Genomic DNA, 20009 nt, shown 5'->3' on the forward strand with positions numbered 1-20009 from the left:
GATTATTTTGGTGTAGGGAAACGGCATCGCCCATTGGTGTCAACTTAAGCCTGAAAGCCTTGATAAATCTCGTTTTTACCTGAGTCTAGATCCCCCTAAATCCCCACCCCCCCCTAGCCCCCCCCAAGGGGGGAAGGGGGACTTTGAGAAGACTCCTGTTCCCCCCTTCTTAAGGGGGGCTAGGGGGGATCTAGATTTAAAAGTCAAACAGCAATCTCTGACTGGGTTCTACTCGTTACCAGGCTCCAGCCTGGTAATGCTGATCGGGAGGCTCTGCCGACCTTTCCCTTTTCTCTCTTCGAGGCAGAGCAAGAGTGATATGGGTTCCCAGGCTGGAGTCTGGGAACCAGTTAAAACCACTTAAACACTAAATCCCCAAAATATCACCAACTATGAACTCATCAACCCCGAACCAGCAAATCATTTTCGTAGACTCCTCACTACAGAACTATCAAAGCCTGATTCACAACGTCGATGCCGCTCAAATTTTCATTTTAAATGAAAATTTGAGCGGCATCGAACAAATTACTAATGCCTTAGCCAATCAAAAAGATATTGAAGCTATACACATCCTTTCACACGGCAACCAAGGCAGTCTAAAACTCGGTGCTGATGTACTGAATGGGAATGAGATAGAAGATTTTAATACTCAGCTAAAACAGTGGGGAAATGCCCTCACAGAAAATGGAGATATCCTATTATATGGATGCGACGTAGCAGCCGGAGAAACTGGCAAGAATTTTGTCAAGCGATTGAGCGAAATAACTGGCGCAGATATTGCAGCTTCTGACAATTTGACGGGAAATGCTGCTAAAGGTGGCGACTGGGATTTAGAAATAGCAATGGGCAAGATAGAAGCAGCCGTGCCGTTTAATCAAGAGGCGATGAAAGCTTATGACGGTGTGTTGCTCAATTATAATGTCACGGTGGCAACCGATGATGGGACAGGCGGGACAGCAAATACCCTGAGTTGGGCAATTTTGCAGGCGAATAATTCCGTGGGGGTAGATGACACTATTACCCTCGCCACAAATGTCAGGCTGACGGGGACTCCGAATCAGCTAATTAACAGCAATATCGCCTTTATTGGAGGCGGTTTCACCGTCAGTGGGGATGTCAATAACAACGGCACCAATGACGTTGGTGATGTTCGTCCCTTCTTTGTGCTGTCTGGAACCGTCAGTTTTTCCGATATGAGCATAGCCGGAGGACGAGCCCAAGGAGGAAATGGCAGCACTGCTACCAGCGGTGGCGGCGGCGGCGCGGCTGGCATGGGTGGCGCGTTATTTGTCTATAACGGTAATGTGACAATTAATAATGTCACTTTTTCGACCAACCAGGCGATCGGCGGGAGCAGCGCCAATAATAATCAATTCTTAGCCGGCGGTGGCGGTCTTGGCGGTAACAGCGGAGGTGGCACCGGCGGGTTTGGCGGCAACGGCGGCGGCGGGTTTGGCGGCAGCGGCGGGAACAACAACTCCAACAACGGTGGAAATGGCGGCTCTGGCGGGGCTTTCGGCGGTGCTGGCGGTGCTGGCGCGGCGGTACCTGGATCGGTTGGCGGTAATGGTACTGGTGGTGGCGGTGGTGGTGGCGGTTTTAACGGTACCAACGGAGGCAACGGTGGATTCGGTGGTGGCGGCGGTTCTGCTGGCGACCAAGGCTTTTTGAATGGTGGCTGGGGTGGCTTTGGCGGCGGCGGCGGTGCTGCTGCTGGCTCAGGTGGCAGAGGTGGCTTTGGCGGTGGCGGCGGTGTGAGTATTAACACTAACAACCCAGGCGCAGGTGGCTTTGGCGGTGGCGCAGGTGGCGGTACTACAGGCTATTCTGCGGCTCTTCCTGGTGGTGGCGGTGCCGGATTGGGTGGCGCGATTTTTGTCAGAGAAGGCTCTTTAACGCTACAGAATAATACCTTCAACAACAACAACACAACAGGCGGCACTGGAGCGAATAACGGCCAAGCTTTGGGAGGCGCAATTTTTGTGTTGGATGCAGCCGCAAAAACCGCACAAACCACCCAAGGCAACACTCAGGGAATGCCAGCGGCTCTTCCCACTGTCAGCGTCGTCGGTTATCTCCGCACCACGGGCAATACTGCTGCTAATAACGCAAACACCACCCCCAATAACAACGATATCTACGGCAGCATCAACACTGCACCCGTCCTTAACAATACCCCTGTTACCCTCAATTCTGTCCTAGAAAACGCACCCGCGCCGGTGGGTGCTGTCGGTACCCTAATTTCCAGCCTTGTGGCGATAGGTACAAACATCACCGATCCCGACACTGGGGCATTGGCCGGCATCGCCCTCACTACCGCTGACACGACTAACGGCAGTTGGTTTTACACCACAGATGGCGGTACAACCTGGAACGCCTTGGGCGCAGTAACCAATGCCAACTCCCGCTTATTGGCAGCAGATGCCAGTACCCGCATCTACTTTCAACCAACAACCGCCAACTACAACGGCACTATCACCAACGCCCTCACCTTCCGTGCTTGGGATCAAGTCGTCGGTACTAATGGTGCCACCGCCAATACCAGCATCAACGTTGGTATCAGCACAGCCGCTAACACCGCAGCCATCACCGTTACCGTACCGAAAGTTAACCTCACTGCCAGCACAAATACTGCTAGTGAAGCCGGGACAACAGCTATTACCTTTACCGCCACTGCTGAAGGTAATGTCGTCGGCGCTCAAACAGTCAATTTAGCATTAACTGGTACTGCTAGTCCTGCTGACTTCACAGGCACTATTCCTACTAGCATTACCATTCCTAACGGTCAAACCACAGGTTCATTTACCATCAATATTAATGATGATGTACTGGTAGAAGGAACCGAAACAGGCACTTTCACAATTTCCAATCCTTCGGCTGGCTTGACATTAGGAACTACCACCATTGGTAGCGTCGCAATTACCGACAACGACTTCCCCACAGTCAACCTCTCTGTCACCCCCACCGCAGGTACAGAAGCCGGCACCACAGCAATTACCGTCACTGCTACAGCATCTCAAGCAGTTGTCGGCCCTCAAACCGTTAATGTGGCTCTTTCCGGTACGGCACTTCCTGCTGACTTCACAGGCACTATTCCCACTAGCATTACCATTGCCAACGGTCAAACCACAGGTTCATTTACCGTCAATATCAATGATGATGCCTTAATTGAAGGAACCGAAACAGGCACTTTCACAATTTCTAATCCTTCTGCTGGCTTGACATTAGGAACTACCACTCAGGGTAACGTCACAATTACCGATAACGACTTCCCCACAGTCAACCTCTCAGTTAGCCCCACCATCGGCACCGAAACAGGAACCACAGCAATCACCGTCACCGCCACAGCATCTCAAGCAGTTGTCGGCCCTCAAACCGTTAATGTGGCTCTTTCCGGTACGGCACTTCCTGCTGACTTCACAGGCGCAATTCCCACTCTTATTACCATTCCTAACGGTCAAACCACAGGTTCATTTACCGTCAATATCAATGATGATGCCTTAATTGAAGGAACCGAAACAGGCACTTTCACAATTTCCAATCCTTCTGCTGGCTTGACATTAGGAACTACCACTCAGGGTAACGTCACAATTACCGACAACGACTTCCCCACAGTCAACCTCTCAGTTACTCCCAGCACCGGCACCGAAGCAGGAACAACCAGCATCACAGTCACTGCTACTGCCAGCGCACCTGTAGTCGGCAACCAAACCGTTAACCTCGGCTTAGCAGGCACTGCCACGGCTGCTGATTTCACCGGCACTATTCCCACCCAAATCACCATCGGCAACGGGGCCACCAGGGGACAAGTCACTTTCACCATTGCCGACGACCAAATCGCCGAAATTAACGAAACTGCCAACCTCAGTATTAGCAATCCATCGGCAGGCATTGTGTTAGGAACCACCACCACAGGTAGTTTCACCATCACCGACAACGACACTGCCGGATTTGACATCCTCCCGATTAGTGGCAATACCAGCGAATCTGGGGGTCAAGCTACTTTTGACATCCGCCTGAAAAGCCAACCAACAGCTAATGTCACCATTGGCTTAACCAGCAGCAACACCGCAGAAGGAACGGTTTTACCCGCTAGCCTCACCTTTAATTCGACTAATTGGAACGCTTACCAAACAGTCACCGTTACGGGAGTAGATGATAGCGTAGTTGATGGGAATATTGCCTACAACATAGTCACTGCTGCGGCCACCAGTACCGATACCAATTACAGTGGTTTTAATGCCGCTGATGTCGCTGTCACTAACACCGACAACGACACCAAAGGCATCACTGTCACACCCACCACCGGATTAACTACCACTGAAGCCGGAGGTAAGGCTACATTTACAGTCAAGTTAAACACTCAACCAACAGCCGATGTCACTATTCCATTAACTAGCAGTAACATCGCTGAAGGTACTGTAGATAAATCCAGTTTAACTTTCACGCCAGCTAACTGGAATGTAGCACAAACTGTCACCGTTACCGGTGTAGATGATAGCGTAGTTGATGGGAATATTGCCTACAACATTGTCACTGCTGCGGCCACCAGTACCGATACCAATTACAATGGTTTTAATGCTGCTGATGTTGCAGTTACTAATACTGATAACGAAACTGCTGGAATCACAGTCAGCCCAACCACCGGATTAATCACAACTGAAGCGGGGGGAACTGCTACATTTACAGTAGTTTTAAACACTCAACCAACAGCCGATGTCACTATTCCATTAACTAGCAGTAACACCGCTGAAGGTACTGTCGATAAAAACAGTGTCACCTTCACCTCTGCTAACTGGAATGTAGCACAAACTGTCACCGTTACAGGCGTAGATGATACCCTAGTTGATGGAAATATTGCCTACAACATAGTCACCGCTGTGGCTACCAGTACCGATGCCAATTACAGTGGTGTTAATGCTACCGATGTCGCAGTTACTAATACTGATAACGACACTGCGCCTACACCAACACCAACACCAACTCCTACGCCTACGCCTACACCAACTCCTACGCCTACACCAACTCCTGCGCCTACACCAACTCCTGCGCCTACACCTACTCCTGCGCCTACACCTACTCCCACACCTGCGCCTACACCAACTCCTGCGCCTACACCTACTCCTGCGCCTACACCTACTCCTGCGCCTACACCTACTCCCACACCTGCGCCTACACCAACTCCTGCGCCTACACCAACTCCTGCGCCTACACCAACTCCTGCGCCTACACCTGTACCAATACCAATATCAACACCCACACCCACACCCACACCCGCACCGACACCCACGCCAACACCGACACCAACTCCATCGGAAACACCCGCGCCAATAATTAGCAACATCCCCAATGATGAGTGCATCTGCGACACAATTGCCTATCCCAATTTAAACCAACCTAACTCAGTTGAAAACACCATACTCGGTGGCATAGTAATTCAAATAGGCGCTGCGAAAAATGATGAATTTCTCGGTAGCAACAGGGGCAATATATTCGATGCTAAATCGGGGGATGACAACTTATCTGGTGGCGATGGAAACGACATATTCAACGGCAACGAAGGCAATGATTTTATCACTGGTGGTAATGGGGATGATCTTTTATTTGGAGATGAAGGAAACGACATCATCCTTGGTGACTTGGGCAGCGATTTAATCTTTGGAGGTAAAGGCAATGACTCCCTAAATGGCCGCGAAGGTGATGACATCGTTTTTGGTAACAGAAATGATGATTTCATTGATGGTGGCAAGGGAAATGACACTTTATATGGAGGTAAAGGTGATGACATCATCCTTGGTAGTGATGGTGATGACTACCTGTTTGGAAATGAGGGAAATGATACTATCTGTGGTGGCGAATCCAATGATTTAATCAGAGGTAACGAAGGAACAGATATCCTGGGAGGCTGCGAAGGAAATGATACTCTTTATGGAGGTGAAGATAACGATACTCTCATGGGCGGGAAAGGCAATGATATCCTTTACGGAGATTTGGGCAATGATAGTTTGATTGGCGGTAGTGGGAATGATATATTTGTCTTACAAGCTGGTCAAGGATTTGATATCATTGCTGATTTTACTCTGGGTCAAGATTTGATTGGATTGAGTGGAGGTTTGAGCTTTGGTCAGTTAGCGATAGTTCAAAATACTCAGGGAACTCTCATCAAAAATGTCTTGACAGGAGAAGAGTTAGCTGTAATGATTGGAGTGAGTACCAATGCGATTACATCTGCTAGTTTTCGGTTGATTTAGGGAAAGAATGAAAAGTGCGATCGCCCTTGGTAGTGAATTAAGGGCGATCGTAATAATCTACCGGGATAGGGGCTTTTCATTAGACCTTTCCAAAAAAGCAGGTCTTGAACAGGCAGGATGCCTGTTCCACAATGAATATGATCGAGGTCTATTTGTTAATTTTTCCCAACTCTGCCAGCGGTTCTGAGAATTTGACAAGCTAAAATTGCCGCACCAAACCCATTATCAATATTCACCACCCCAACACCAGCCGCACAAGAATTCAGCATAGTTAAAAGAGGCGCAATCCCGCCAAAACTCGCCCCATAACCCACACTTGTCGGCACAGCAATCACCGGACAATCTGCCAAACCAGCAACCACACTCGCCAACGCACCTTCCATACCCGCAACTGCAATCAATACATCAGCATCATCAATAACGTGGCGATTACTCAGTAAACGGTGAATGCCAGCAACTCCCACATCCCACAAACGCTGTACCTGAAAACCGCAAAGTTCGGCAGTCACAGCCGCCTCTTCCGCTACAGCCAAATCTGCTGTTCCTGCACTAATAATTGTTACTTTACCTGGATGTTGCGAAGTTGGAGAACTATCAGAAATTGCACAAATTCGAGCTTTTTCATAATAGCACAAATCGGGTATTTTTTGTTGTAATTGCTCGAAAACTTCCGGCTCAATTCGTGTGGCCATCACCGCAGGGTTTCGCCCGCGCATCGCCTGGATAATCTCCACAATTTGGTCTGGTGTTTTACCTGGGCCCCAGATTACTTCTGGGAAACCGGTTCTTAATTTGCGGTGGTGGTCAATTTTTGCAAAATCGCCCACTTGTTCAAAGTCGAAATGCTTTAATTTGTCTAAAGCGGTGGCGGGACTGATATCACCAGCGGCCACAGATTCGAGTAATTTTTGTAAGATTTCTGGTTCCATAAATATTGTGAATTGGGAATGGGGAATTGGGAATGGGGAATTGGGCATTGGGCATTGGGCATTGGTAATAGCAATTTTTTATGAGGCTGCATAGCATCTGATCCCCCCTAACCCCCCTTAATAAGGGGGGGACAAGATTTTTATCAAAGTCCCCCTTCTTAAGGGGGATTTAGGGGGATCGAGATATGTGCAACTTCACATTAAATTGGTATAAAAGCTAACAAATAACTAATCACCAATAACTAATAACTAATGACTATTCGGTAATTTTTAGTTCGTACAAATTCCAGAAAGCGCCTCCTATAGCACTATACCGAACTCCTGAAATGCGATCGCGCACCGCCTCAAAAGTCAAGGGATTCACCATGTAGATAAACGGTGCTTGTTCTGCTATAATCCGTTGGGTTTCTGCATAAATTTCCTTGCGCTTCGGCTCATTCAGTTCCTGGGAAGCTTTCACATAGAGGTCATCAATTTTCTGCTCCCAGTCAGCCACTTTCCAGCCCTTAATCGGCGGTTCCCCAGCCTGCGGTCCCTGGTTAAAACTGTGTAAAGTGCCGTTTACTGACCAGATATTGTAGCCACTGTGCGGTTCCAGACCGCCCGTAAAACCACCGAGGTAGGTATCCCAATTTTTAGTCAAACGCAGTTTTTCTACATAAGTGTTAAAACTGAGAAATTGTGTATCAATCTGTATCCCTAACTTGCCTAAATCTTGTTTAATTTGTGTTCCCATTTGTTCCCGGACTTTTTTGCCTGCCGCCATTAATAAAGTAAATCGCACTTTGTTCCCCTCCCGATCCAATAAATCCCCTGCATCATTATACTTGAAGCCAGCAGTTAACAATAATTCTTTGGCTTTTTTGGGGTCGTAGTTGTAAGTTTTTAATCCTTCTTTTGGCGATAGGTAGAACGGGCTTTGGGCTGGAATTGGGGAATGCAGGGGCGCGCCAAGTCCGCGATAGATATTGTTAGTCATGGCGTCGCGGTTGATACCATAGGCGATCGCCTGCCGAAACTCCTTAGTTGCGAACCACCGAGATTTAATCGGGTCTACAAAGGGCTGATTTTGAGCATTACGACCCTGATTCAGATTGAAACACATAAATACACTGCCAGTGTCGGGGCCACCGTTAAATACCGTATATTTACCGCGTTTTTCCTCCCTTTTCAGCAGCGGAAACACTTCGGGCTGCACGTCCAGACTATCCAAATCACCAGAGCGAAAATTCAACAGTTGAGTATCAGTATTTTCGATAATTTGCCAGACTATTTGCTGGATGTAGGGCTGAGCTGTTCCCTGAGTATCTTTACGCCAAAAATAGGGATTTCTTTCTAACACAACTCGCTGATTAGGAGTATAGCTTAACATTCGATATTGGCCATTACCGACAATTTTTTTGGGGTCAGTATCTGTCCCCCAAGTAGTCAGGAACTTCGGCTTACCTTCACTATCTGTATTGTCTACAGATTCCTGTAAAATATGAGCTGGTAAAATCGGTATGCCGCCAGCGTATCTAATAAATGGAGCAAAGGGTTCTGCTACGGAAAATTCAACCCGACGACTATCAATTTTTTTGAGTTTGGGGAATTGGCGACTCATCCCAACTCTGAGAGTATCTTTTAAACCGCTAGGGATTTTATCATTGAAATAAATCTTGTCATAGCTGAAGATAATGTCATCAGTAGTCATCGGTTCGCCATCAGACCATTTCAATCCCTCTCGCAGGGTGAAGACAATCTTTTTGCCATCTTTGGAGACTTCCCACGACTCGGCTAAACCGGGTTCTAGTTCTGATGTCAGACCGTTTTCGTTGATCAATCCTTCGTTGAGATAGCCAAAAACGCTGTAGGCTGACTGATTTAGCGGATAGTTAAAGGTGGCTGGGCCGCTGGGGGTGGGGACGATGAGTCTGTTTGTTAATTGCGATCGCACCGGAGTACACGCAGACAAGGCTATGGTAACAATTGCTGCCAGTAAAATTATGAGTGATCGCAGTTTTGAATGTAACATCATAGAAATTTTCATAATTTTCAACTATACCATTTCCGTGCAACTATGACCAATAATTTCTTGATGGTAGAAGCCCCCGGATTTATCCGTGGAATCAATCTAAAATCCAAAATCTAAAATCCAAAATCGAATGACTGAGATTGTAGCCAACCGAGAAAGTCTTCAGTACGCGAAAAATACTTTTCCACTCCAGCCTGTTGCAAAGCATCTTGAACTTCGGGAAGTTGGCGAAATTCTTTGATGTTGCCGCTTAGAAATGCTTTGGTTTCTGTGGGGTGCAAGCGGGCATGATTCAGGATACAGTGCAGAATCAAATTGTCTGTTGGGTCTTTTTTGATGATAATTGTGTTTAAGCTTTCTTGAATCATATTAGCAGTTAAGGCAATCATCTCAGCATTTTGAGACAACTGCTCAATAGATTCGCGCAGACGCAAATCTATATCGTCGAGTCGTCTTTCATAGTCGGTTCTAGACTGACCTAAGTTGAAAAATAGAGACTGGGCGTGCTGTGAGGTCAAATCTCGGTTAGCCTCGCTGATTTGATTGTCAAGTTGCTGTTTGAAATAGTTGTGTCGCTTCACTTCGTCCTCTAAAGCAGAGAAAGATTCCATGTAGCAAATGCTTGGTATTGTTAACTTTACAGATGTTGGCGTTTGCCTCAGCAACGTACTTGCTTGAGGGTCACGCCCTGTGGCAATACTCATCAAGAAGTTTGTCTCTATATACAAAATGACCAAGTTGTACTCCTGCTTTTGTTGTTCCACCAGCCAGTCTTTGTAACAAGCCAATGATTGCTATCTGTTCTGATGCTGGCGGCATTTCCGATTTCCAGTTATATGATAAGTCTCGCAGCCACGATTCGATTAGACTCTCTAAGTAACGCTCAGATATCCATTTTTTACCAAATTCAGGCTCATAATGGCGAAGTATCTCACCAGTGTTTAGAGAACAAACAGGTTCAGATAAATTTACTCCGTCCCATTTGAAAATCAGAATTTGTTCGGTGTCAACAAACATAGCATAGGGAATTATGGTGCGTTGCTCGGATATCTTCGCTAACACAGCTTTCATCCAAGATATCATGTAATCAGCAATCCTCTGTTTTGCTGCTGGTTCTTGAGCTTGAATGATTTTGACTTCAATGAGCACGACTACCCGATCGTCTTTATCTAAGGCGATAATATCAACATCGATCGGGGTTTCGATTTCTAAGTTTTCGTCAAGCATAGATTTCCATCCTAAATTAGCTGAAAATTGTCATAACCTGACAACTATTTTAGCATTAACAAAACTACAGCGTAAGCTGCGATGCCTTCTTCTCTTCCCACCGGGCCTAATTTTTCGTTGGTGGTGGCTTTGATGCCGATTTGGTCTGGGTTGAGCTTGAGGACGCTAGAAAGGCGATCGCGCATTTTTTCAATATGCGGTTTCAGCTTCGGACGTTCTGCTACAATTACAGAATCAATATTGCCAATTTCCCAGCCTTTATCTAATATCAACTGGTTGACTTGTTCTAGCAAAACTAAACTATCAGCACCTTTCCATTTGGGGTCAGTCGGTGGGAAATAAAGGCCAATATCTCCTAAGCTGAGGGCTCCTAGCATCGCGTCCATGATGGCGTGAGTGAGCACGTCGGCGTCGCTGTGACCTAATAATCCTAATTCGTGGGGAATGTTGATGCCGCCCAGGATGAGGGGGCGATCGGTCACTAAGCAGTGAATGTCGTAGCCGTTGCCGATGCGAATGTTCATTTGGGAATGGGGAATGGGGAATGGGGAATGGGGAATGGGGAATTGGTGTCAACTTAAGCCTGAAAGCCCGCCAAGTCCGTCTGTGGGCCCGCGAGTCCGACAGGGGTTGAAACCCCTGTCTCAAAGCTAAAGTCCTCTCAAGAGGACTGAAGAGAAGAATGTTCAACTCATTAGTCCTCTTTTAGAGGACTTTAGCTATTAGACAGGGGTTTCAACCCCTGTCGGACTATCGGTTTGACGTTAAGTTGACACCTATGGGGAATGGGGAATGGGGAAAATCCAACTTCAAATATCCAAGCAATCAAATTTCATCTGGGTCAATACCCAACTCTCTTAACTTGGCAGCTAACCGTTCTTTCTGTTGCTTTTCAATTTCTAATTGTTGTATTGCCTCCTCTTTCTGTTGTCGCTCTAATTCGGCTCTTTGAGTTTCAGCTTCATCTCTCATTAATACTAAATTTCCATCGTTATCAAAGAACCTCAACCAATTACCTTGAGAGTTTTCTATTTGACATTCCCATATGCCCAGCCATAGCCCTAATGATTCACAATATAATCTCCCTTGTTGATTAGGAGATAAGGATTGGTATCGACGATTAATTAATTCCCAACCTCTTAGAGAACTGGGATTTTTGGGATTGTAGACAAAATAATCTTGGGTTTTTAATTTACGTTCGTAGATATCTTTTTTAGTGGTTAAATCTACTTCGGCAGTTGAGGGAGACATTAATTCAATTACCACATCTGGGAGGCGGCTATCTTCTTCCCAAGCAATCCAAGCATCTCTATTTGTGGTTCCATCTACATCTAAGACAACAAAGAAATCTGGGCCTTTGAAGTCTTGATTTTTGACTTGGTTTGCACTGTAGTAGACAAACATATTGCCGCCTACAAAAAAGTCTTGTCGATCGCGCCAGTAATATTTGAGGGATTGGATGAGTACATTCATCGAAACTCTATGGTTATTGCTTTCCATCGGTTCGCCATCATCGGTAATTAGATCTATTGGTAACTTTTCTACGGCTAGTGACATAAGTTATAGCTGGTAAAATTGAGTTATTTATGTGTTTCTTTAGGATAGCAGACGATCTATTTTCCCCCTTCGTGCAACCAGCGTTCATACAAATCAGGGCGGCGCGATCGCGTTTTTTCAATTTGCTGTTCCCGACGCCAGCGCGCAATTTCCGCGTGATTCCCAGATAGCAACACATCAGGAACCTTCAAACCCCGAAAATCTGCGGGTCGAGTATACTGTGGATAATCCAAAAGCCCGTCCTCAAAACTCTCAAACTTCAGCGAATCTTCCTTCCCCACAGTTCCCCGCAGCAAGCGCAAAACCCCATTAATCAAAGCCAAAGCGGGGATTTCGCCCCCGGTGAGCACAAAATCGCCCAAGGATACCTCGCGAGTCACCAAATCCAAAACGCGATCGTCCACACCTTCATAATGACCGCAAATCAACACCAACTGGTCGCACTCAGCAGCCAACCCCCGAAACATCCCCTGCTGCATTGGTTCCCCCTGGGGAGTCAGTAAAATCACCTCTCGCCTGGGCAAAATTGGCAGGGACTCCACCGCAGCAAAAATCGGTTCCGGCTTCATCAACATCCCCACTCCACCACCGTAGGGTTCGTCGTCCACTCGGTGGTGCTTGTCTGTGGTAAAATCACGAGGATTGACAAAATTCACCTCAGCAATATTTTTAGCTAAGGCTTTGCCCATCAGTCCCGACCCTAGGGGAGCCAAGAAAAATTCTGGAAATAGGGTAACAACGTCAAATCGCACAATACTTTAAATTTATTGACACACTCTAGTTTCACCTCTAGATGGCGATCAATTTTCGGTAATTGCATTATTCTTCATAATTTCTTAAAATTTTTGCAACTCAAATTTTATGTTTTGGTGTATGGGCTACGTTTTGTATGAAAATTATCTGTTTTCAGGACAGTGCCTTTTCTAAACTAGCTTCCCAAGGACTGCGGGCGATCGCGATTCTCCATCGAACCTCACGCTAAATTATTCAGTCTTCAAAACGCCGATCGTAGCCACAACACGGCAAAATTTAATTTCACACCTAACTGAGGAAGACACACCATGCAGCAATTGACATCTCCAGCCCTTGAACAAAACATCTCCCAGCGCACAAAAACCTCGATTATGGTGATCGGGGGGGCCGAAGACAAAGTTCACGGTCGCGAGATTCTGAACACATTTTTTCACCGTTCTGGGGGTACAGAGGCGAGGCTGGCGATCGTTCCCTCAGCTTCGCGAGATCCAGAAGGGATTAGCAACCGCTACCGCACCATTTTTGACGAAATGGGTGTCAGTGCTGTCAAAGTAGTTGACATCCGGGAACGCGAACAGGCCGAAAACCCCGTGTGGAAGGATTACTTAGAAGACTGTACGGGCGTATTTATCACAGGTGGCGACCAACTGCGGCTGTGCGGGTTGCTGGCGGACACACCAGTAATGGACAAAATTCGCAAAGAAGCCAGAGAAGGCAAAATTACTCTAGCTGGAACCAGTGCTGGGGCTGCGGTGATGGGCTATCACATGATTGCAGGCGGTGGCAGTGGGGCTTCTCCCAATCGCTCTTTAGTAGATTTGGCAAACGGTCTGGACATTATACCAGAAGTGATTGTAGATCAGCATTTTCACAACCGAAATCGCATGGCTCGCTTGCTGTCGGCGATTTCCTCCCACCCGGATCTGCTGGCTCTAGGTATTGACGAAGACACCTGCGCCCTCTTTGAAGGAGACGACACGATTAAAATTCTCGGTAAAGGAACTGTGACTATTGTCGATTCTAGGGAAATGCTTTACACCAACGAGCCTCACGTAGGAGCGACAGAACCTTTGAGCCTGTTCAATCTGCGCCTGCACGTACTTTGCCACGGAGATTGTTACAATATTGCCCTAGGCAAAGCGATGCCCTCTTCGGCTTGTGCCGAGTCTGGATGGCCTCCTGAATGTCGCACCTCGAACTAAGAAAGCAAATAATAGTCATCCGCGCTCGTCAATCATGAATTAGTAGCCAAAGATTGAGGACGGAGGATAAGCTATGGGAACATCAGAAACCCACGCCAGATTGCCAGATTGCCCGATCGATGTGTATCTGCCCATCTCACAGCTCAAATCTCCAATTCCGTGGGCCATAACTGAAAAATTAGTACAAAAATGTTCTTAGCGAACAGTTTATCGGAGACTCAGGCTTGAAATTGAATAAATGATCCAATAAAGTCAAAGATACCTTGCAATAGGAATGTGAACTTCGTGGTCAGCATCTTACAGAAATTGAGGAAAACTCAACTCCTAGAAGCCTTTTTTTGGGAGGGTAATTGTCTGCCATTGCTCAGTAACCAGCCACAGGGTGAGAAACCTTCGGAAACAAAAATTAAGGGTGGATTCGATCGCACCGCCAAAATGTGTTTAATTAATGCCGATGGTAACTGCCCCGCGAAGCTCATCCTTCCCGTGCAATACTCAACAGCCACAAACTCAATTTGAATCACCCTCAGAAGTGAGTTGGTGGCGAACACAAAAAATTTTGAAGAATTAAACTGATTGGCGATGGCTACCAAAAAGTTCTTTCTCAATAATTGTTGTATCTGGAAACTGGGAATTTAAACTATCAGATTTCCGCCTAGAAACTGGCAAAAAATTGACCCAAAAGGCTCAGGGACTTGATATAAAGTTTCTCTCCTACAAATGCAGTCGAGTCATGGCGATGAAAATCCCCTGAGTAGTTTTTCATCACCAAACTCAAAATTTAGGCTTTCCAAACATCTACGAGGCTTTATGAAAATACTAAAAATCCAGACCTTGCGCGGCCCTAATTATTGGAGTATCCGACGCCAAAAACTGATCGTCATGCGTCTAGATTTAGAAGATTTAGCCGACAAAACCACAGCTCAAATTCCGGGATTCTACGAGGGCTTACTGGCGGTGCTGCCGAGTTTGTACGAGCATTTTTGTTCCCCAGGTCGTCAGGGAGGCTTCCTGCAACGTGTGAAAGAAGGCACGATGATGGGACACGTCATCGAACACGTCGCCCTAGAACTTCAGGAAATGGCAGGGATGCCTGCGGGATTCGGTCGCACCCGCGAGACTTCGACCCCAGGCATTTACCAAGTGGTACTTGAGTATCAAAACGAACAAGCAGGTCGCTACGCGGCAAGGGCTGGGGTCCGCTTGTGCCAGAGCATTGTCAGTACCGGCACTTACTCATCTACAGAGTTGGCCCAAGATTTAAGAGACCTCACAGATTTTGCAGCGTCGGCGGCCTTGGGACCGAGTACCGAAACACTGGTCAAGGAAGCGGAATCTCGTGGCATTCCCTGGATGCAATTGAGTGCGAGGTTTATGATCCAGTTAGGCTACGGGGTTCATCAAAAGCGGATTCAAGCAACTTTGAGCAACCGCACAGGAGTTTTGGGAGTAGAACTAGCCTGCGACAAGGAAGGTACTAAAAATATCCTGGGTAGTGCTGGTGTGCCAGTGCCTAGAGGTACGGTAATTAATTATTTAGATGAACTCGAAAGTGCGATCGAAGAAGTGGGCGGCTATCCCATTGTGATTAAACCCCTAGACGGCAATCACGGACGCGGCATCACCATCGACATCAATTCCTGGGAAGTAGCAGAAGAAGCCTACGACCTCGCCAGTGCAGCCTCAAAAACCAAAAGCATCATTATTGAACGCTATTACACAGGTAGGGACCACAGAGTCTTGGTAGTCAACGGTCAAGTCGTAGCCGTAGCAGAACGAGTCCCAGCTAACGTGGTGGGTAACGGCAAACAAACCGTAGAACAGTTAATTGAAGAAGTCAACAGCGACCCGCAGCGGGGAGACGGACACGACAATGTTCTGACCCGGATTACGATCGATAAATTGTCTTTAGATTTGCTGCAAAAACAAGGATACAGCCTCGACTCCGTAGTACCAGCGGGGGAAAGAGTATTTTTGCGGGCAACAGCCAACTTGAGTACGGGGGGAATTGCAGTCGATCGCACCGACGAAATTCACCCCGAAAATGTCTGGTTATTTTCCAGAGTTGCCAAAATTATCGGTTTGGACATCGCCGGCATTGACGTCGTAACCGCCGATATCTCAAAACCCCTGCGCGATGTCGATGGTGTCATCGTCGAAGTCAACGCAGCACCAGGTTTCAGAATGCACGTTGCACCGAGTCAAGGTTTGCCCCGCAACGTCGCCGGGGCAGTGATGGATATGCTGTTCCCCTCTCCGGGAGTGAGTCGGGTGCCGATTTTAGCGGTAACGGGGACAAACGGCAAAACTACCACCACTCGCCTCCTGGCCCACATTGTCAAGCAGACTGGCCAAGTTACTGGGTATACAACTACTGACGGTACTTACATCGGTGAGTATTTGGTGGAAAGCGGAGACAATACCGGCCCCCAAAGCGCTCAGTTGATTTTGTCCGATCCGACGGTGGAAGTCGCGGTGCTGGAAACAGCTAGGGGCGGAATTTTGCGATCGGGCTTGGGATTCGACCAGTGCGATGTGGGTGTCGTCTTGAACGTCGCCGCCGACCACTTAGGCATTGGCGACATCGACACCGTGGAACAACTGGCGACCCTCAAGAGCGTGCTGGTAGAGTCGGTGATGCCCAAGGGCTATGCAGTCCTGAATGCAGACGACCCGCTAGTATCACGAATGGCGCAAAGTGTCAAGGCTCAAATTGCATATTTCTCCATGAACCCAGATAACGAACTGGTGGCAAGACATACGGCTGCGGGCGGGCTGGCTGCGATTTACGAGAATGGCTATTTGTCGATCCTGAAGGGTGATTGGACGCTGAGAATTGAGCAGGCTGTCAACGTGCCTCTGACGATGGGCGGACGGGCACCGTTCATGATTGCCAATGCTTTAGCTGCTTGTTTGGCTGCTTTTGCCCAAGGAGTGAAAATAGAGGACATTCGATCGGCTTTGTCAAGTTTCCAGGCATCGGTAGGTCAAACTCCCGGACGGATGAACCTGTTTAATTTGGGTAAATATCACGCTTTGCTCGACTACGCCCACAACCCTCACAGCTACAAGGCTTTGGGGAGTTTCGTGCAGAATTGGGATGGAATGCGGATTGGGGTAATTGGTGCGCCGGGAGACAGGCGAGATGAGGATTTTGTCCTGTTGGGTAAACTTTCGGCTGAGATTTTCGATCGCATTATTGTCAAGGAAGATCTCGATCGGCGCGGCCGGGAACCCGGTGTTGTGGCCAAGTTAATTTGTCAGGGGATTGCAGAGACTATGGCTGCACGAACCGCGGCTCAATCTAAGGTTGAATATGAGTTGATTCTCGATGAAACAGTTGCGATTAACAAGGCTTTAGATGAAGCACCGGCTGGCAGTTTGGTAGTGATTTTACCTGAAGGTGTCACCAAAGCTTTGAGTTTAATTGAAGCGCGGAAACCGATTCAGGAATCTGTGGAAGTTCAAAATGGTTTAGTTAAATCAAAGTCGCAGGAAAGTTTTAAACCGACTGTTGATGCAAAGTAAATGATTTTCTAGAAACTTCTTGAATAATCAGGTAAAAGCTGGTACTGTTGATCGAGTGTTGAAGCATCAGACTGCTAAATATAGCAGTTTTGTAGTAGACATAACGAAAGAATACACATCAAAAACCTGTTCAAAGTATGGACAGAGATTTAAATGGCGCTTTCAATATTTCGTTGAAAGCTTTGAGAGATACCTCCTTGACGGGAGAGCTTGCTGCTTTCACCCGTCTTGCCATACACGGCTAATTCTGGCCTAGTCCTGGATTTACCGGGTTAAATGTATCTGTTGTGAATCAAGGCTAAAGTCTTAATTCTCATTTAATTAATAGGTTGGGTTTAATACAATTAAACCCAACCTGTTTTTTTTTGAAATCTAGTCAACTTAAGCCGAAAGCCCGCCAGGGACTGAAGTCCCTGTCTAATAGCGAAAGTCCTCTAAAAGAGGACTAATGAGTTCTTCAGTCCTCTTGAGAGGACTTGAGCTTTGAGACAGGGGTTTCAACCCCGGTTGGACTATCGGTTGTACCTTAAGTTGACACGCTTTGGGCTCTTGGAGTGTCCTCTATATCATAGGTCGTGCTACCAGATTTGATATGATAAGTCCTAGGAAAAACCAGCAGCAGGATTGAAGCATGAATGAAGCCGATCGCACCAGAGTCGAAACATTCATCACGCGCTGGGAAGGTTCTAGCGGTAACGAACGCGCAAACTACCAGTTGTTTTTTGCGGAAATGTGCGATGCGCTGGGAGTCGATCGCCCTTTTGATAAAGGCAGAATTCCACACGATCCCTACTGCTTCGATAAAGATGTTAAAACCTTTCACCCCAGCGGCAAAGTAACTTCGGGGTTTGTGGATTTTTACAAAGCCGAGCATTTTTTAATCGAGGCAAAACAGGGCGGAACTACAAGTAAAAAAGGAACTGCAAAACGAGGAACGAATACCTATTTGCGAGAGATGGAAAAAGCGTTTGTACAGGCGATCGCCTATACGCGCAGTCTCAGCAGCAAACCACCGTTTTTATTAACTTGCGATATTGGCGATCATTTTGAATTGTGGATGGGTTTTAGTGGCGATTACGGCGGCTATGGGGCGCGGCGAGAAATTGCGCTGACAGAGTTGCGAAAGGCCGATGTTTTCGATCTGTTTGTCGATATTTTTAGCAATCCGCAGCAGTGCAACCCAGAGAAAATTGCGGCGCGGGTGACGCGGGAAGTGGCGGCGGATTTGGCAGAGTTGGCGAAGCGGATGGAGGCGAATGTCGATCCGCAGCAAGTCGCGCAGTTTTTGATGCGCTGTATTTTCACCATGTTTGCTGAGGATGTGGGGTTGCTGAAGGAACATTTGTTTACGCAGGCGCTGGAAACGCGGTGGATTCTCAATCCGAAGATGTTTAAGCCGGAGGTAGAGGCGCTTTGGGAGGCGATGAATGAGGGGACGAGTTTTGGTTTTCATGGCCAACTGTTGCGGTTTAATGGCGGATTGTTTGCGGAATCCCAGGCGTTTGCGTTGACAAAGGCGCAGTTGGAAGTGTTGTTACAGGCGGCGAAGCGGGATTGGTGCAATGTGGAACCTGCGATTTTTGGGACTTTGTTGGAAAGGGCGCTGGATACACGGGAGAGGAGTAAGTTGGGGGCGCATTATACGCCGCGATCGTATGTGGAACGTTTGGTTAAGCCTGTGGTGATGGAGCCTTTGGGCGATCGGTAAGTTTCGGTTGGCAATTGTTATCATAATTTTATCGAGCAAGAGGCGATCTAATGCTAGAAACCACAATCCTAGAAACCTTAGTCAAATTACCAGATTCCCTGAAACAGGAAGTGCTGCACTATGTAGAATTCTTAGCAGCAAAATATGCAAATAATGAGGTGGCCATAAATCCTCCTCAAAAGAAACGTCGAGCAGGGATGATGAAAGGCACGTTTGTCTTACCCCTTGCGGATGATTTTGATGCACCATTAGATGATTTCCAGGAGTATATGGAATGAGTGCATTGCTCCTCGATACCCATACCTTTATTTGGTTTTCAGAAAATGCTCCTAACCTATCAGTTGCATTGAATGAGCAGATTGAATCCGCCGATAGAGTCTATTTGAGTATTGCCAGTCTTTGGGAAATTGCCATCAAAATCAGCATTGGTAAACTGACACTGCAAGCAGAGTATGCAGACATCGAAGCTCAGTTACCTGCTGCTGGCATCTTGTTACTGCCAATTTCATTTGCGGATACTGTACGGGTTCGCAACCTACCATTCCATCATCGCGATCCATTCGATCGCATTTTAATTGCCCAATCCATTAATCATTCTTTAGTTTTAGTCAGCCGCGATGAAATGTTTGATGCTTATGCTGTTCAAAGACTCTGGGCATAAACTAGACTATTATCGCCAATGGCATTGACCCGATCGATTGTAAAAGAGTAAATTGACACTCACTCGGCCTGAAGGCGCGAGGATTCTTAAGATGTTTCCAACTTAATATCCCTGTTTCCAGGGTTCCCAAACTCCTCACGTTTGCTCAATCGAGCGTGAGGATATCTTTTGGGCGTTTA

General features: G+C 47.1%; 14 protein-coding genes. 6 read left to right on the forward strand and 8 right to left on the reverse strand.

Annotation, left to right across the window (positions count from 1 at the left end; all coding sequences use genetic code 11):
- The first annotated feature begins 392 nt into the window (after positions 1–392).
- The gene (locus AAFP11_RS18245) at positions 393–6251 is read left to right on the forward strand and encodes a DUF4347 domain-containing protein (protein WP_341738364.1); all 5859 of its coding nucleotides are present in this window, start codon (positions 393–395) and stop codon (positions 6249–6251) included.
- 155 nt (positions 6252–6406) lie between these two features.
- Here AAFP11_RS18245 and larB read toward each other — a convergent pair whose 3' ends face one another.
- The 7 genes from larB to trmD form a co-directional block, all read right to left on the reverse strand.
- Positions 6407–7180: a nickel pincer cofactor biosynthesis protein LarB gene (gene larB, locus AAFP11_RS18250; protein WP_341738365.1), complete on the reverse strand. Its 774-nt coding sequence runs from the start codon at positions 7178–7180 to the stop codon at positions 6407–6409.
- 256 nt (positions 7181–7436) lie between these two features.
- Positions 7437–9197 (reverse strand): ABC transporter substrate-binding protein, encoded by a 1761-nt coding sequence (locus AAFP11_RS18255; protein WP_341738366.1) that lies wholly within the window; start codon positions 9195–9197, stop codon positions 7437–7439.
- 110 nt (positions 9198–9307) lie between these two features.
- Positions 9308–9898, reverse strand: coding sequence for a PIN domain-containing protein (locus AAFP11_RS18260; RefSeq protein WP_341738367.1), 591 nt, complete (start codon positions 9896–9898; stop codon positions 9308–9310).
- Entirely contained in the window at positions 9876–10421 is a 546-nt protein-coding gene (locus AAFP11_RS18265) for a hypothetical protein (protein ID WP_341738368.1), read from the reverse strand. The genes AAFP11_RS18260 and AAFP11_RS18265 overlap by 23 nt, the downstream gene beginning before the upstream one ends.
- A gap of 44 nt (positions 10422–10465) precedes the next feature.
- Positions 10466–10945: a 2-C-methyl-D-erythritol 2,4-cyclodiphosphate synthase gene (gene ispF, locus AAFP11_RS18270; RefSeq protein ID WP_341738369.1), complete on the reverse strand. Its 480-nt coding sequence runs from the start codon at positions 10943–10945 to the stop codon at positions 10466–10468.
- Between the two features lie 301 nt (positions 10946–11246).
- Positions 11247–11978 carry a Uma2 family endonuclease gene (locus AAFP11_RS18275; RefSeq protein ID WP_341738370.1) on the reverse strand — a complete coding sequence of 244 codons (732 nt, stop codon included), beginning with the start codon at positions 11976–11978 and terminating at the stop codon, positions 11247–11249.
- Positions 11979–12034: 56 nt separating this feature from the next.
- Entirely contained in the window at positions 12035–12730 is a 696-nt protein-coding gene (gene trmD, locus AAFP11_RS18280) for a tRNA (guanosine(37)-N1)-methyltransferase TrmD (protein ID WP_341738371.1), read from the reverse strand.
- 309 nt (positions 12731–13039) lie between these two features.
- Here trmD and AAFP11_RS18285 point away from each other — a divergent pair, with 309 nt between their 5' ends.
- The gene (locus tag AAFP11_RS18285) at positions 13040–13933 is read left to right on the forward strand and encodes a cyanophycinase (RefSeq protein WP_341738372.1); all 894 of its coding nucleotides are present in this window, start codon (positions 13040–13042) and stop codon (positions 13931–13933) included.
- A 317-nt stretch (positions 13934–14250) separates the two neighbouring features.
- On the opposite strand, the gene AAFP11_RS18290 is transcribed toward AAFP11_RS18285, so the two are convergent.
- Positions 14251–14541, reverse strand: a complete 291-nt coding sequence (locus AAFP11_RS18290; protein WP_341738373.1) for a hypothetical protein — start codon at positions 14539–14541, stop codon at positions 14251–14253.
- Between the two features lie 202 nt (positions 14542–14743).
- Between AAFP11_RS18290 and cphA the strand changes: the two genes are divergently transcribed.
- From cphA to AAFP11_RS18310, 4 genes are all read left to right on the forward strand, one after another.
- Positions 14744–17461 (forward strand): cyanophycin synthetase, encoded by a 2718-nt coding sequence (cphA, locus tag AAFP11_RS18295; RefSeq protein ID WP_341738374.1) that lies wholly within the window; start codon positions 14744–14746, stop codon positions 17459–17461.
- 631 nt (positions 17462–18092) lie between these two features.
- On the forward strand, positions 18093–19169 hold the full coding sequence (locus AAFP11_RS18300) for a type IIL restriction-modification enzyme MmeI (protein WP_341738375.1): 1077 nt from the start codon (positions 18093–18095) through the stop codon (positions 19167–19169).
- 50 nt (positions 19170–19219) lie between these two features.
- Positions 19220–19447: a DUF2281 domain-containing protein gene (locus tag AAFP11_RS18305; protein WP_341738376.1), complete on the forward strand. Its 228-nt coding sequence runs from the start codon at positions 19220–19222 to the stop codon at positions 19445–19447.
- Positions 19444–19830: a type II toxin-antitoxin system VapC family toxin gene (locus AAFP11_RS18310; protein WP_341738377.1), complete on the forward strand. Its 387-nt coding sequence runs from the start codon at positions 19444–19446 to the stop codon at positions 19828–19830. Before AAFP11_RS18305 ends, AAFP11_RS18310 begins: the two co-directional genes overlap by 4 nt.
- Positions 19831–20009: the final 179 nt, after the last annotated feature.

The organism is Microcoleus sp. CAWBG640 (assembly GCF_020883015.1).
GTDB classification, from domain to species: domain Bacteria; phylum Cyanobacteriota; class Cyanobacteriia; order Cyanobacteriales; family Microcoleaceae; genus Microcoleus; species Microcoleus anatoxicus.

Coding starts and splice junctions, on each gene's coding strand:
- AAFP11_RS18245 (WP_341738364.1), top strand. CDS start 393: ATGAACTCATCAACCCCGAACCAGCAAATCATTTTCGTAGACTCCTCA.
- larB (WP_341738365.1), bottom strand. CDS start 7,180: ATGGAACCAGAAATCTTACAAAAATTACTCGAATCTGTGGCCGCTGGT.
- AAFP11_RS18255 (WP_341738366.1), bottom strand. CDS start 9,197: ATGATGTTACATTCAAAACTGCGATCACTCATAATTTTACTGGCAGCA.
- AAFP11_RS18260 (WP_341738367.1), bottom strand. CDS start 9,898: ATGAGTATTGCCACAGGGCGTGACCCTCAAGCAAGTACGTTGCTGAGG.
- AAFP11_RS18265 (WP_341738368.1), bottom strand. CDS start 10,421: ATGCTTGACGAAAACTTAGAAATCGAAACCCCGATCGATGTTGATATT.
- ispF (WP_341738369.1), bottom strand. CDS start 10,945: ATGAACATTCGCATCGGCAACGGCTACGACATTCACTGCTTAGTGACC.
- AAFP11_RS18275 (WP_341738370.1), bottom strand. CDS start 11,978: ATGTCACTAGCCGTAGAAAAGTTACCAATAGATCTAATTACCGATGAT.
- AAFP11_RS18285 (WP_341738372.1), top strand. CDS start 13,040: ATGCAGCAATTGACATCTCCAGCCCTTGAACAAAACATCTCCCAGCGC.
- cphA (WP_341738374.1), top strand. CDS start 14,744: ATGAAAATACTAAAAATCCAGACCTTGCGCGGCCCTAATTATTGGAGT.
- AAFP11_RS18300 (WP_341738375.1), top strand. CDS start 18,093: ATGAATGAAGCCGATCGCACCAGAGTCGAAACATTCATCACGCGCTGG.
- AAFP11_RS18305 (WP_341738376.1), top strand. CDS start 19,220: ATGCTAGAAACCACAATCCTAGAAACCTTAGTCAAATTACCAGATTCC.
- AAFP11_RS18310 (WP_341738377.1), top strand. CDS start 19,444: ATGAGTGCATTGCTCCTCGATACCCATACCTTTATTTGGTTTTCAGAA.